The following is a 13,538-nucleotide window of genomic DNA, read 5'->3' as shown; positions in this document are numbered from 1 at the left end:
CGATCGGCCGATCCGGGCACCCAGCCCCACCTGTGAACCTGCTGTGCGGGAACAACGGAAGGGGAAGGTTCATGACTCCACAAGGGAGTGTCGTGTTGTCCGGGCGGGGGCTCGTCAAGCGGTACGGCGAGCAGCTGGCGCTGGCCGGCGTCGACGTCGACGTCCACGCCGGGGAGGCGCTCGCCGTCGTCGGCCCGTCGGGCTCGGGCAAGACGTCGCTGCTGCACGTGCTGGCCGGGATCCTGCGGCCGGACGGCGGCGAGATCCTGCTGGACGGCAGGCGCGTCGACCAGCTGTCCGAGACCAAGCGCAGCGAGCTGCGGCGCACCGAGTTCGGTTTCGTGTTCCAGCAGGGGATGCTCGTGGCCGAGCTGTCCGCGGAGGAGAACGTGGCGCTGCCGATGCTGCTCGGAGGAGCCAGGCGCCGCGAGGCGATCGGCGCGGCGCGGGAGTGGCTCGGCCGCCTCGGGCTGCGGGGCCGGGAGGGGGCCCGCCCCGGTGAGCTGTCCGGCGGTCAGGCGCAGCGGGTGGCGATCGCCCGCGCGCTGACGCACCGGCCGAAGGTGATCTTCGCCGACGAGCCGACCGGCGCGCTGGACACCCGCACCGGCAAGGACACCATGGACGCCCTGCTGGTCGCGGCCTCGGACGCGGGCGCGTCGGTGGTCATCGTGACGCACGACGTGGAACTCGCCGCGTCGCTGCCGCGCACGGTGACCATCCGGGACGGGCGCATCGCGGAGCAGGTGGGGGTGCTGCCGTGAGCCCGGTCCAGCTGGCGTTCAAGGTTCTGCGGGCGGACCGGCGGACCAGGACCGCCACCCTGCTCACCGCGGTGGGGGTCGCGGTGGCCACGGGGCTGGTCCTGTTGCTGCTGAGCCTGCCCTTCGCGACGCAGGCCCGCGCCGAGCGCGCGGTCTGGCAGGAGCAGTACGGCTCCCGCGACGGCGGCACACCGACCCTGTCGATCTCGTCGAGCACCGACTTCTTCGACGGCAGGCGGATCGACCGCGTGGACGTGGCACAACTCGCCGGCGGGGCCGCGTTGCCCGCCGGGGTGCCGAAGTTCCCGGCGCCAGGTGAGGTGCTGGTGTCGCCGGAGCTGTTCCAGGCGATGAACCGGCTGCCCGCGTCGCAGCTGGCCGACCGGTTCCCCGGCAAGGTGGTGGGCACCCTCGGCGAGGACGCCCTGCGTTTCCCGGACCAGCTCGTCGCGCTGGTCGGGCACAGCCCGGAGACGATGCCGGTGAACGCGAACGAGCGGAACGGGTTCGTGCCGCCGTCGGAGGCGCGGGTGGACGCGCTGCTCACGCTGCTGGCCGGGGTCGGGGTCGTGGTGCTGCTGGTGCCGAGCCTGGTGCTGGTGGCCTCCTCGGCGCGGCTCATCGCGGCCCGCCGCGAACAGCGGCTGGCGGCCCTGCGCCTGGCCGGCGCGACACCCGGACAGGTCGTGTCGATCACCGCGGCCGAGACCGGGATCGCCGCGGTCGCTGGCGCGCTGCTCGGCTGGGCGATCAGCCCGCTGCTGTGGTCGCTGGCCCGGCTGGTGCGGTGGGACGGCGGCACGTGGCTCGCCGGTGACTTCCGCGTGCCGGTCGGGCTGACTGTGTTCGTGCTGGTCGCCGTGCCTGCGCTGGTGCTGCTGGCCGCCGTGCTCGGGTTGCGGCGGGTGGTGAGCAACCCGGTCGGTGCGGTCGTGCAGCACACTCCGAAGCCGCTGCGCTGGTGGCGCCTGCTCTCGTTGCCGGCGACCGCGTTGTTCTTCTTCTTCGCCATCGAGCAGGGCGACGACGTCAACCTGATCCTGCTCGGCCTCGGGCTGATGATCGCCTCGGCGATGCTGGTCGGGCCGTACGTGACGGCGGTGATCGGCGGGTTCTTCGTGAGCCGCTGGCGCAAGCCGTCCGCGCTGCTGGCCGGGCGGCGGCTGCGCAACGACCCGCGCGGCGCCTACCGCGCCTCGGCCGGGGTCGTGCTCGCCGTGTTCACCGGGTCGATGGCGCTGACGCTGATGCCCAGCTTCGACGCGATGGCCGGTGGCGGCGGAACCTACCGCGACTCGGTGCTGTCGGTGGACACCTCCGGCGAACGGGCAGGCACGATCGCCGCACAGGCCAACGCGACACTGGAGCGCTACAACCTGCCCGCCCGCGCGGTGTCGATGCCCGAGGTGACGCTGAAGTCGGTGAACGGCTCCACCTACACCGGTGTGGTCGTGTCCTGCGCCGACGCGGTGCAGCTCTACCGCGTGCAGGCCACCTGCACCGGCCCGGGGATTTACAGCACCCACGACCTGGAGCTCGGCGGTTTCCGGGTGGCAGGCGACTACGACGCCGAAGGCGTGCCGTTCGCCGCGGGCACCGCGGTCAAGCCGATGACGCAGACCGACGACGACGGGTACGCGCCGCTGATCATCGACCCGGCGGTCATGCCGGCCGGTGTCGTGCCGTCGTACGCGCGGGTCGCCGTCGACACCACCCCGGCCGACCGCGAGCTGGTGCGCACCGCGCTGGTCGGCGCGGCCGGCGGCGAAAGCGTGTACAGCCGGGAGCTGTACCTGGACGGCCAGCGCGACCAGCTGGACGACCTGCGCCGCGTCACCGTCATCGGGGTGACGGTCGCGGCGGTCCTGGCCGGGTGCAGCGCGGCGATCGCGACCGCCGGATCGGTGATGGACCGGCGTCGCACGTTCGGGGCGCTGATGGCGGCGGGCACGCCGACCCGGGTGCTGTCCAGGGCGCTGCGGATGGAGGCCGCGCTACCCGCGCTGGTCGCCACGATCGGGTCCGGGCTGCTGGGAATGATCGCCGGCCTCGGGTTGTTCTCGATCATTCAGGAATCCCAGAACGCCTCGGCGGTGATCAGCCCGTGGCTGGCCGCGCCGGTGGTGCTCGGGTTCGCCGTGGCGGTCCTCGCCGCGTCGGTCTGCACCCCGGCCCTGAACCGGGTGCGCGCGGAACCGCTGGCCAACGAATGAGCTCGTCCGGCCGCCCCTCGTCGGGGGAGGGGCGGCCGGTCAGCCCACGCGTTCGAAGATCAGGTCCCGGCTGATCCGGCCCTCCTGGTCGGCCCGCTGCTCGAACTTGGTGACGGGCCGCCAGCTCGGCCGCGGCGCCCAGTCGTCGAAGCGGTTGCGCAGCGCGGGCTCGGCCGAACACACCTCGAGCATCTGCTCGGCGTAGTGCTCCCAGTCGGTGGCCATGTGCAGGATCCCGCCGGGCGCGAGCCGCGACGCCACCAGCTTCACGAAGTCGGGCTGCACCAGCCTGCGCTTGTGGTGGCGCTTCTTCGGCCAGGGGTCCGGGAAGAAGATCCGCACCCCGGACAGCGAATCCGGCTCGATGTGCTCCTTCAGCGCGATCACCGCGTCGCCGTGCAGCAGGCGCAGGTTCTCCAGGCCGAGCCGCTCGGCGCGCAGCATCAGCTGCCCGAGACCGGCCTCGTACACCTCGACCGCGACGTAGTTGACCTCCGGCTCGGCGGCCGCGAGCTGCGCGGTCGTCTCACCCATGCCGGAGCCGATCTCCAGCAGCACCGGAGCCGGGCGGCCGAACCACCTGGCGAAGTCGATCGGACCGGGCGGCAGGTCGGCCACCCGGCGCCCGATGTCCGCCCACTGGCGTTCCCAGGCACGCTGCTGGCCGACCGTCATCCGGCCACCACGCTGCACGTAACTGACGACACTCCGCAGGCGGGGCTGCTGCTCGCTCTCCACCCGCCCAAGTTAACGGTCCTAGCGGACGGCCTCGAACTCCCCCAACCGGGAGCGCAGGCCGCCGACCCCGTGCACGGCGATCGGCGACGGCGTCGTGCCGGTGTGGGCGGGCAGCACGTCGATCCACCCGTCGTGGCGGCTGGTGGTCAGGATCGTGGTGGGGATCTTGTGCCCGGAGCGCCCGTTCTCCGACGGCATGAACTCCCAGTACCCGGATTCGCCGTCCGCGGCCCACGGCACGTACTCCCAGCCGGGCCGGCGGGACAGCAGCTGTGCCACCCGGTCCTCGATGCGGAACCCGGTCTCCCGCGAGTCCAGCCTGCCCTCCGCGAGGGCGCGCAGCCACCACGGGGCCGGGATCATCTCGCCCCGGGCGCTCACGGCGCGGAACAACGCGAGAACTTCGCTTTCGGCGGCCCGGTGGATCCACGCGCGCCGGATCTCCGCCGGTCTCGTCGCGGTGGACACGATCCGGGGCAACTCCACGGCCTGCGACCATTCCAGCGCGTCGAGCGGTTCCAGAGCGGGCGGATGCGCGACGGCGCGCGGGGCGGTGATTTTCCGATCGATATCCACCGTCAAGGGTCACCTCCGTGGAGTCGCCTGACGTGGTGATTCCAGAATGCCTGGTCAGAGGCGGTGCGTCCGCTTCCTGTGAGGCCAGCCACAGGTGCTTTACGCGGTATTAACCCAGGGGTCGTAACGGCATCACCGGATTAATCGATTCGACCTTCCCGGAGGTCGCCGGATGCACTACAGGCGAAGGCCCGGGCCACCCCCCGAATTAGGTGGCCCGGGCCGTTCTTCTTCCCCGTGCTCCGGTCCCCACCGGAGCGTCCTGTGGTGGTCTTTCGCTCAGGCGTCGCGCTTGCGAGCCGTCGCGACCGCGATCGCCAGCAGCGCGACTGCGACCGCCGCGAAGTAGGCCAGCGACCAGCCCTGCGACAGCGCGGCCGTGGACATCGGCGCGCCGGCGTCGACGTTCCGGCCCATGTTCGACGCGCCGTCGCCGGTGAGGAACTTGTTGGCGACGTTGAACGGCAGCCACTGGTAGATGTCGTCGCCGACGCTCGGGATGAGCCGGATCAGGTCCTCGACCGCGAGCGCGTAGATCAGCAGCAGTGCGATGGCGCCGGCGCTGTGGCGGAGCAGGATGCCCACGGCCACCGCGATCACCGCGGCGAGCGCGTAGATCGCGCCGACCCCGGCCACGTTGATCCAGTCCGCGGCGGTGTCCAGCGCGAGCGGGGCGTTCGGCTTGAGCACGAGCGCCAGCGCCCACGAGCCGAACGCGCTCAGCTCACCGATGACCAGCGCGACCAGCGCGACGACGGTGGTCTTCGCGACCAGCGCGGCGGCCCGGTTGGGCACCGCCTGGAAGGTCGTGCGGATCGTGCCGAAGCGGTACTCGGTGGTGACCGCGAGCGCGGCCAGCACCATGATCACGGCCATGCCGAAGCTGTAGCCGAACTGGGTCGAGGCGACGGTGGCGGTGAACTCGCCCCCATCGTCCGCGTTGCCGACGACCAGGGCGGAGAACCCGATCGTGGTGGCCAGCGCCACCAGTGCGCACCACCACGGCGAGCGGGTGGTGAACAGTTTCATCCGTTCCACGGCAAGCAAAGTCATGATGTTCCCCTAAAAGCGTGTTTCGAGCGGCGCAGCCGCTTGGTGGGCCGTGCGCTTGCACCGCCGCGGGTTCCGCTACCCGCACCGCCACGCAAGCCAGGTCCGGGACGGTCTTAATTCGCCGGCTCGAGAGCGTGCCGGGCCTCGGTCTCCAGACCGGTGTGGTACTCGACGGAATCGCCCGTGATCTGCATGAAAGCCTGCTCCAGCGAACCCGTCTGCGGGCTCAGCTCGTGCAGCACGATGCCGTTGCTCGCGGCCAGCTCGCCGATCTTCTCGCTGTCCAAACCGGATACGAGGATGCCGTCGTCGGTGTCGGTGGCGCTGTCGGCGGGCAGCAGCGAGCGCAGCTTGGCCAGCTGCGGGCTGCGCACCTTGACGGTGTTCTCGCTGGCCCTGGCCACGAACTCCTTCGTGGTGCTCTGCGAGATCAGCTTGCCCTTGCCGATGACCACGAGGTTGGAGGCGGTCAGCGCCATCTCCGACAGCAGGTGGCTGGAGACGAAGACGGTGCGGCCCTCGTCGGCGAGGCGGTGCATGAACTTGCGGATCCAGAGGATGCCCTCCGGGTCGAGGCCGTTGACCGGCTCGTCGAACAGCAGCACCTCCGGGTCGCCGAGCAGGGCCGCTGCGATCCCCAGCCGCTGCGACATGCCCAGCGAGAACCCGCCGGCGCGCTTGCCCGCGACGCTGGTCAGGCCGACGATGTCGAGCACCTCGTCGACGCGGCGCGCCGGGATGTGGTTGGACTTCGCCATCCAGGCCAGGTGCGCCCGCGCCGAGCGGTTCGGGTGCACCCACTTGGCGTCGAGCAGTGCACCAACGGTCCGAAGTGGATTCTTCAGTTCCGTGTAACGCTTTCCGCCGATGGTCACCTGGCCGCTCGTCGGATTGTCCAGGCCCAGGATCATCCGCATGGTGGTCGATTTCCCGGCACCGTTCGGACCGAGGAAACCGGTCACCTCGCCGGGGGCGACGTCGAAGGACAGATCGTTGACGGCGAGCGTTTTTCCGTAGTGTTTGGTGAGGCCCCGTGCCTCTATCATGGTTGCTCCCCTGTGCTGGTCAAAAGCCTGTTGTTCCCCGTGCGGCTCTCATGTTGACCGATCGGGGCACGCGTGCGCGTCATCCTGTGGTTCGAACTTCCCACCCGACTGCGGTAGTAGCCTCCCGCGATTCGCGTGCGCACGGGATCGGTGATGACCCTGAATCGCCCCTGAGCTTTGGGGCCCGGTTTTGTCGGGGTCGGGCGTTATCGTGCCCGCATGACGGCGAAGACGGTGCTGGTGACGGGTGCGACCAGGGGGTGCGGTCGCGCGATCGCGGTGGAGCTCGGTCGCGGCGGCGCGACGGTGTACGTCACCGGGCGTACGACCCGCGGGTCGTCGTCGCCGATGCAGCGGTCGGAGACGATCGAGGAGACGGCCGAGCTGGTGGACGCGGCGGGCGGCCGGGGCGTGCCGGTGCGGTGCGACTTCACGTCGGTGGCGGACGTGGACGCGCTGCGGGAGCGGGTCGAGGCGGAGTCCGGCGGTCTGGACGTCTTGGTCGACGACGTGTGGGGCGGTGACCCGTTCGTCGACTTCGAGCGGCCGTACTGGGAGTCCAGCCTGGACGACGCGCTGACCCTGGTGCACAACGCGCTGGACACGCACCTGATCGCGCTGCACCGGCTGCTGCCGCTGGTCGTGCGGCGCCCTGGTGGTTTCGTGATCGAGGTGACCGACGGCGACGACGACGAGTACGTGGGCGCGGGCATCCCGTACTACCTGGCGAAGTGCGGGGTGCGGGCGCTCGGCAGGGCGCTGGGTGCGGAGCTGGCTGGGCGGGGTTGCGTCGGCCTGTCGGTGACGCCCGGTTTCCTCCGCTCCGAGGCGATGCTGGACCTCTTCGGCGTCGCGGAGCCGAACTGGCGAGACGCGGTGACCGGCGCGGGCGGCCCGGACTTCGCGCTGTCGGAGACGCCGTACTACCTGGCGCGCGGGGTGGCCGCGCTGGTGAACGACCCGGACGCGGCCCGCTTCGCCGGCCGCACGATCGCCTCGTGGACCCTCATGCGCGAGTACGGGGTCACCGACGTGGACGGCACCCGGCCGGACTGGGGCCGCTGGTACGCCGAGGTCCACAAGGCGGGCCGCAACCCGGCGGAGGTGGACCCGGCCCCCTACCGCTGAACCTCTCCCTCGGATGCCCCCGGAGCCCGAGTGCTCGCCGGCGGCGGGTGAGCGGGCGCCGGCACGCCGAGGTCGAGGCGGAGCTGGACTCACCGCCCTGCCGCGGACGCGCGAACCGGCGGCGCCACGCGGCGCGCCGCTGCCAGGCGATCGATCGCCCGGACCAGAACCTCCGGGCCTGCTCCAGCTCACGCCAAGCCAGGCCGGATCAGGCCCGTCTCGTAGGCCAGCACCACCGCCTGCACGCGGTCCCGCAGCCCGAGCTTCGCCAGGATCCGGCCCACGTGCGTCTTGACCGTGGCCTCGGAGAGGAACAGCTTTTCCGCTATCTCCACATTGGACAGGCCCTTCGCGATGAGCACCAGCACCTCGCGCTCCCGCTCGGTCAGCACGTCCAGCTCGGCTTCGTCGCGCGGTGGGGCGCCGCCGCTCATGAAACGGTCCAGCAGCCGCCGCGTCACCGACGGCGACACCACGGCGTCCCCGGACGCCACCGACCGCAGCGCCGACACCAGGTGGTCCGGCGGCGTGTCCTTCAGCAGGAACCCGCTGGCCCCGTTCTGCAGCGCCGCGTACACGTACTCGTCCAGGTCGAACGTCGTCATCACCAGCACCCGCGACGTGCCTTCCTCGACGATCCGCTTCGTCGCCTCCACGCCGTCCATCACCGGCATCCGCACGTCCATCAACACGACGTCCGGCCGCAGCGAACCGGCCAGCGACACCGCGTCCGCGCCGTTCCCGGCCTCGCCGACCAGGTCGATGTCCTCCTGCGCGCCCAGCACCATGCGGAACCCGACCCGCATCAGCTCCTGGTCGTCGACCACCACCACGCGGATCACGGGTCGAGCCTCGCGGGGAAGCTCGCGTGCACCCGCCAGCCACCCCCTGGCCGCGGCCCCACCTGCAGTATCCCGCCGAACAGGTGCGCCCGTTCGCGCATCCCGATCACCCCGTTGCCTCCCGGCAGGTCCGGCCCGGGCACCAGCTCCCGTGCCTTCCCGGCCCCGTCGTCCACGATCTCCACGTCCACCAGGTTCTCGGTCCGCCGCACCCGCACCTCCGCCCGGGCCCCCTGGCCGGCGTGCTTGAGCGTGTTGGTCAGCGACTCCTGCACGATCCGGTACACGCCGAGCGACACCCCGGCAGGCAGCTCGGCGAGCGACCCCTCGATCGACAGCTCCACCGGCACCCCCGCGGTCCGCACCCGCTCCGCCAGGTCCGCCAGCGACTCCGCCGTCGGCTGCGGGATGCGCGGCTCCCCGGCCACCTCTTCGTCGCGCAGCACCTGCAGCAGCCGCCGCAGCTCGGTCAGCGCCTGCCGGCCCGTCTCGGAGATCGTGCGCACCGCCCGCTCGGCCAGCTCCGGGCTGGACCGCAGCGCGTAGGACGCCCCGTCGGCCTGCACCACGATCACGCTCACCGCGTGGGCCACCACGTCGTGCAGCTCCCGCGCGATCCGCCCGCGTTCCTCGGCCACCGCGATCCGCCCGGCCTGGTCGCGTTCGGTCTCCAGCAGGTGCAGCCGCGCCTCCACCTCCGCGTGGTAGGCCCGCCGCGCGCCGACGAACTCGCCGAGCACCCAGCACAACGCGAAGATCAGCCCGATGAACAGCAGCGGCGCCCACCCCTGCGCCGACCAGAACGCCCACATCTGCAGCACGCTGATCACGGCCTGCGCGGCCAGGTACAGCGCGGCCTGCCGCCGACCGACGTAGACGACCACCGTGTACAGGGCCACGCAGCTCGCCGTCGCGCTGCCGACGCCCAGCTCCAGCACGCTGTGCGGCACCGTCATCAGCAGGATCACGTAGGCCGTGACCAGCGGGTACTTCCGGCGGAACGCCACCGGCCCCACCATCGCGAGGTCCAGCGGGATCGCGGCGTACCACCGCTGCCCCTCGCCGGGAGCGGCCCGCGCGACCAGGAGCAGCAGGTCCACGAGCAGCAGCAACAGCGCGAGCAGGACGTCCCCGACCATCGGGTGCGCCCGCATCCACAAGCTCAGTCGCCGCACACGGTTCACCCTAGGTCGGCGGGAACCCACTCCGCGTCATCCCGAGGTATCACCGCACGTGGGACTTCGGGCCGAGCTTCATGGCAGGATTCGGGGGCACAACGCAGGCACTGGGAGGGGGCGACGTGACGGCGACGACGGATCAGGGCCGCCTGGCCGGTCCCCTGTCGATGTCGGTGGCCAACCTCTGCCGCCGCCTGCAGCCGCAGGTCTCCGCCCGCACCGCCGCCGGGTTCGCCGAGGTGCTGCGACGCCTCGGCGCGCCGCTGCAGGTCGCGGTCGCCGGGCGCATCAAGTCCGGCAAGTCGACGCTGGTCAACGCGCTGATCGGGCGGCGGGTCGCGCCGACCGACGTCGGCGAGTGCACGCGCCTGGTGACCCGCTTCCAGTACGGCACGGTCGACCGCATCGAAGTGGTCTTCACCGGCGGGCACAAGCAGGTGCTCCCGTTCGCGCCGGACGGGTCGATCCCGGCCGAGCTGGGCGTGGACATCAGCAAGGTCTCGCACATCGAGGCGTACCTGACCAGCGCGGTCCTGCAGGACATGACCGTGATCGACACCCCCGGCCTCGGTTCGCTGGACGCCGCGTCGGTCTCGCGCACGGAGCAGCTGCTGGGCGCCGCCCAGGCCGAAGACGGCGGTGACGAGCTGGACGAGACCTCCCGCAACGCGGTCGCCGGCGCGGAAGCCGTCCTCTACGTCGTGACCCAGGGCGTGCGCGCGGACGACCAGCAGGCGCTCGCCGCGTTCACCGCCGCGACCGCGAGCCGCGAGGCGGGCCCGGTCAACGCGATCGCTGTGCTGAACAAGGCCGACACCATCCCGCCGGAGTCCGTCGAGGGTTCCGGCGGCGACGTGTGGCGGGCCGCGTCGATCCTCGCCGAGAAGCAGGGGCTGCTGCTCAAGCCGCGGGTCGCCGACGTGCTGCCGGTGATCGGGCTGATCGCCGAGTCCGCCGAATCGGGCAACTTCACCTCCGCCGACGCCGACGCGCTGCGCCAGCTGGCCGCGCTGGACGACGCGACGCTGGAGACCATGCTGATGGCGGCCGACATCTTCACCAGCTGGGACTGCGAGGTCCCGGCAGGCACCCGGCTGCGGCTGCTGGAGAAGCTCGACCTCTACGGCATCCGCCGCGCCATCGACGCGATCCGCGCCGACGAGACGATCACCGCGGGAGCCCTGCGCAGGTTGCTGCTCAGCGCCTCCGGTCTGGACGCGGTCCGCGCCCGGCTGAACACGGTCTTCGCCGCCCGCGCGGACGGGATCAAGGCCGCCGCCGCGCTGGCGTCGGTCACCGCGCTGGCCCACGCCTCCGGCGACCCTGCCGAACGGCAGCGCGTGCACGACGCCATCGAGGTGCTGCTCGCCAAGCCCGAGGCGCACCAGCTCCGGCTGCTCGAGGCCCTCACCCTGGTCGTGGCCGGCGCCGTCGACATGCCCGAGGACCTGGCCGAAGAGGTCCTGCGGGTGGGCAGCAACGCCGACATCGACGAGCAGCTGGGCCTGCCCGGCGCGTCCCGGCCGGAGCTCGCCGCGCACGCGCTGGAGCGCGCCGGGTGGTGGCGGTCGTTCGCGTCCTTCGGCGCGACGCCCGCGCAGAGCCGGGTCGCGCACGTCGTGCACCGGGCGTACTTCCTCATCTGGCAGCAGCTGAGATGAACGGGGGGTGGTGAGCGTGGCTTCCTGGTTCCGGCGCCGGTCCGCGGACGACTCCCCGACCGGGCAGATCCCCGGCGCGCAACTGGCGAAGATCATCGACGAAGTCGAGGGAACCACAGCGGCGCAACCCCCGTCCAACACCGATGTGAACCGTCTATCCGATCTGGCCGCCGCCGGCCCGGAAGCGCTGGAGCAGGCGCGGGCCGACCGGCAGGAGCTGATCCAGCTCTGCCTCTACGCCCTGGACCGGGCGCGCAGCGGGGGCGTGGTCGAGCGCCTCGAACAAGGGCTGGCCCGCGTCGGGGTGGAGGCGGTGCGGCCGGACGGGCAGCGGTTCGACCCGTCAGTGCACGAGGCGGGCGGCGCGATCAAGACCGACGACCCGGCGCTGGACGGCGTGGTCGCCGAGACCGAGGTCGTCGGGTTCACCGACGGCGGCCGACTGCTCCGCGCGCCCGTCGTGACGGTCTACACGAAGCGCTAAGGTCCGGTCGTGACCGCTCCGCCGCTCTCGTCCCTGCCCAACCAGGTCAAGCAGGCCCGCGAAGCCCTGCTGACGCTGCTGCGGGAGAACGACCCGAAGGCGGCGGCGTGGGTCGAGGAGGTCCGCCGGTCGCGGCCGAAGAAGCCGCAGGTCGTGGTGGTCGGCGAGACCAACCGCGGCAAGAGTTCCCTGGTCAACGCGCTGCTGGCGACCCCGGGCCTGTCCCCGGTGGACGCCGACGTCGCCACCGCCGGCTACCTCGTCTTCGACCACGCGCCGGAGTGGGGCGCGCAGGCCTGCTACCCCGGTCAGCTCGCGCCGGTCGCCGTGCCGCTGCCCGAGCTGGTCCGCTGGGTCTCGGCCGCGCACGAGCTCCCCGACGGCCAGCTGCCGCCGCGGTACGTCGAGGTCACCGGCCCCGTCCCGATCCTGGAACGCCTGTCGCTGGTGGACACCCCCGGCGTCGGCGGGCTCGATTCGATGCACGGCGAACTGGCCGCCGAGGCCGCGGCGAACGCGACGGCGCTGCTGTTCGTCGTCGACGCCTCGGCCCCGTTCACCGCCGGTGAGCTGGAGTTCCTGCGCCGCGTCGGCGACCGCGTGGAGACCGTGGTGTTCGCACTGTCCAAAACGGACGCCTTCCGCGGCTGGCGCGAGGTGCTGGAGGCCGACCGGCGGCTGCTGGCCGAGCACGCGCCGCGCTTCGCCGACGCGGTGTTCCACCCGGTGTCGGCGCGGATGTTCGAGATGGCCGCGAAGGCGCCGAACGAGCAGGCCGCGGTGATGCTGCGGGAACGCTCCGGCGTGATCGAACTGCAGGCCGCGCTGCAGGAACTCGTCGTCGGCCGGTCGGCGATGCTCAGCGAGGCCAACACGCTGCGGGCCCTGTCCAGCGCGCTCGGCGAGGTGCACGCCGGCCTGCTGGCCGAGCAGCGGGCCCTGTCCTCCGGCGAGGCCGAGGCGGAGCGGCTGCGCGAGCGGCGCGACGAGCTGGCGGCCCAGCGCAAGACGTCCACCCGCGGCTGGCAGCTCAAGCTGCGTGGCGAGATCCAGCGGGCCAGGGTCGACCTCGGCCACGAGACCAGCCGCCAGGTCCGGGACGCGCAGTCCTACTTCCGTGCGCAGATCGACAACGCCAAGCGCGACCAGCTGGCCCAGCTGCCGCAGCAGGTGGACGCCGCGCTGCAGATGATCTCCCAGCGCGTGTCGGCGACGATGGCGCAGCGGCTGAACCGGGTCACCGAGATCGCGCTGGCCGAGCTGTTCGCGCCGGAGGAGCTGGACGTGATCCGCTCGCAGTTCCTCCGCGCGGGCGGCCCGCAGGTCGTGCTGCGCCCGCCGGACCGCAAGCCGTCCACGCCCGAGGACAAGCTGCTCATCTTCATGGGGATCTCCGGCGGCGTCGGCGCGGGCAAGATCGCGGCGCTGCCGCTGGCCGGGGTCGCCCTGCTCAACCCGGTGGTGCTGCCCGCGACGATCGTCGTCGGCCTCGGCGCCGGCTGGTGGATGGCCCGCACCCGGCGGCACGCCGCGGACAAGCAGCACCTCAAGCAGTGGCTGGTCGAGTCGATCGCGGAGGCGCGCTCGATCCTCGACCAGCTGGTCGCCGAGCAGCTCATCGAGGCCGAACAGCAGCTGTCGCTGGCGCTCGACGAGGCGCTGTCCCGCCGGATCGACGCGATCGAGGCCGAACTCAAGCAGGTCGACAAGTCGATCAAAATGGGCGCGCAGGAGCGGGCGAAGAAGCTGGCCGCGGTGAGCCGGAAGCTGAAGGAGACCGGTGACGGCCGTGATCGGGCCGAGACCCTGCTCGGGCGCATCCGCACCCTGCGTGAGCAGGCTTGAACGGGTTGGT

Annotated in this window: 12 protein-coding genes; 6 read left to right on the top strand and 6 right to left on the bottom strand. The window is 72.1% G+C overall.

From position 1 onward, the window contains the following. Positions 1–71 precede the first annotated feature (71 nt). Both AMETH_RS34945 and AMETH_RS34940 read left to right on the top strand, forming a co-directional pair. Entirely contained in the window at positions 72–764 is a 693-nt protein-coding gene (locus AMETH_RS34945) for an ABC transporter ATP-binding protein (RefSeq protein ID WP_026153640.1), read from the top strand. Further along, on the top strand, positions 761–2,977 hold the full coding sequence (locus AMETH_RS34940) for an FtsX-like permease family protein (protein ID WP_017985854.1): 2,217 nt from the start codon (positions 761–763) through the stop codon (positions 2,975–2,977). The genes AMETH_RS34945 and AMETH_RS34940 overlap by 4 nt, the downstream gene beginning before the upstream one ends. A gap of 39 nt (positions 2,978–3,016) precedes the next feature. On the opposite strand, the gene trmB is transcribed toward AMETH_RS34940, so the two are convergent. From trmB to AMETH_RS34920, 4 genes are all read right to left on the bottom strand, one after another. Further along, positions 3,017–3,715 carry a tRNA (guanosine(46)-N7)-methyltransferase TrmB gene (gene trmB / locus AMETH_RS34935; RefSeq protein WP_017985853.1) on the bottom strand — a complete coding sequence of 233 codons (699 nt, stop codon included), beginning with the start codon at positions 3,713–3,715 and terminating at the stop codon, positions 3,017–3,019. An 18-nt stretch (positions 3,716–3,733) separates the two neighbouring features. After that, entirely contained in the window at positions 3,734–4,297 is a 564-nt protein-coding gene (locus AMETH_RS34930; protein ID WP_017985852.1) for a hypothetical protein, read from the bottom strand. A 273-nt stretch (positions 4,298–4,570) separates the two neighbouring features. Beyond that, positions 4,571–5,344: an ABC transporter permease gene (locus AMETH_RS34925; protein ID WP_026153638.1), complete on the bottom strand. Its 774-nt coding sequence runs from the start codon at positions 5,342–5,344 to the stop codon at positions 4,571–4,573. Between the two features lie 113 nt (positions 5,345–5,457). After that, complete coding sequence (locus AMETH_RS34920; RefSeq protein ID WP_017985850.1) at positions 5,458–6,390, bottom strand: ABC transporter ATP-binding protein; 933 nt, start codon at positions 6,388–6,390, stop codon at positions 5,458–5,460. A 219-nt stretch (positions 6,391–6,609) separates the two neighbouring features. On the opposite strand from AMETH_RS34920, the gene AMETH_RS34915 reads away from it, so the two are divergent. Further along, positions 6,610–7,518: an SDR family NAD(P)-dependent oxidoreductase gene (locus tag AMETH_RS34915; protein WP_017985849.1), complete on the top strand. Its 909-nt coding sequence runs from the start codon at positions 6,610–6,612 to the stop codon at positions 7,516–7,518. Positions 7,519–7,706: 188 nt separating this feature from the next. Here AMETH_RS34915 and AMETH_RS34910 read toward each other — a convergent pair whose 3' ends face one another. Together AMETH_RS34910 and AMETH_RS34905 are read right to left on the bottom strand one after the other, a co-directional pair. Continuing rightward, positions 7,707–8,360 (bottom strand): response regulator, encoded by a 654-nt coding sequence (locus AMETH_RS34910; RefSeq protein ID WP_017985848.1) that lies wholly within the window; start codon positions 8,358–8,360, stop codon positions 7,707–7,709. Further along, entirely contained in the window at positions 8,357–9,499 is a 1,143-nt protein-coding gene (locus tag AMETH_RS34905; RefSeq protein ID WP_017985847.1) for a sensor histidine kinase, read from the bottom strand. Before AMETH_RS34905 ends, AMETH_RS34910 begins: the two co-directional genes overlap by 4 nt. A 116-nt stretch (positions 9,500–9,615) precedes the next feature. Here AMETH_RS34905 and AMETH_RS34900 point away from each other — a divergent pair, with 116 nt between their 5' ends. From AMETH_RS34900 to AMETH_RS34890, 3 genes are read left to right on the top strand one after another with little or no spacing between them, the layout of a single operon-like run. Then, positions 9,616–11,199, top strand: a complete 1,584-nt coding sequence (locus AMETH_RS34900) for a dynamin family protein (RefSeq protein WP_085929385.1) — start codon at positions 9,616–9,618, stop codon at positions 11,197–11,199. A 7-nt stretch (positions 11,200–11,206) separates the two neighbouring features. Further along, positions 11,207–11,683 carry a nucleotide exchange factor GrpE gene (locus AMETH_RS34895; protein ID WP_017985845.1) on the top strand — a complete coding sequence of 159 codons (477 nt, stop codon included), beginning with the start codon at positions 11,207–11,209 and terminating at the stop codon, positions 11,681–11,683. Positions 11,684–11,692: 9 nt separating this feature from the next. After that, on the top strand, positions 11,693–13,528 hold the full coding sequence (locus tag AMETH_RS34890; RefSeq protein ID WP_017985844.1) for a dynamin family protein: 1,836 nt from the start codon (positions 11,693–11,695) through the stop codon (positions 13,526–13,528). The last annotated feature ends 10 nt before the right edge of the window (positions 13,529–13,538 follow it).

Source organism: Amycolatopsis methanolica 239 (genome assembly GCF_000739085.1).
Lineage (GTDB): Bacteria > Actinomycetota > Actinomycetes > Mycobacteriales > Pseudonocardiaceae > Amycolatopsis_E > Amycolatopsis_E methanolica.
The sequence above is the reverse complement of the archived record's forward strand: the minus strand, read 5'-3'. Positions and strand labels throughout refer to the sequence as shown.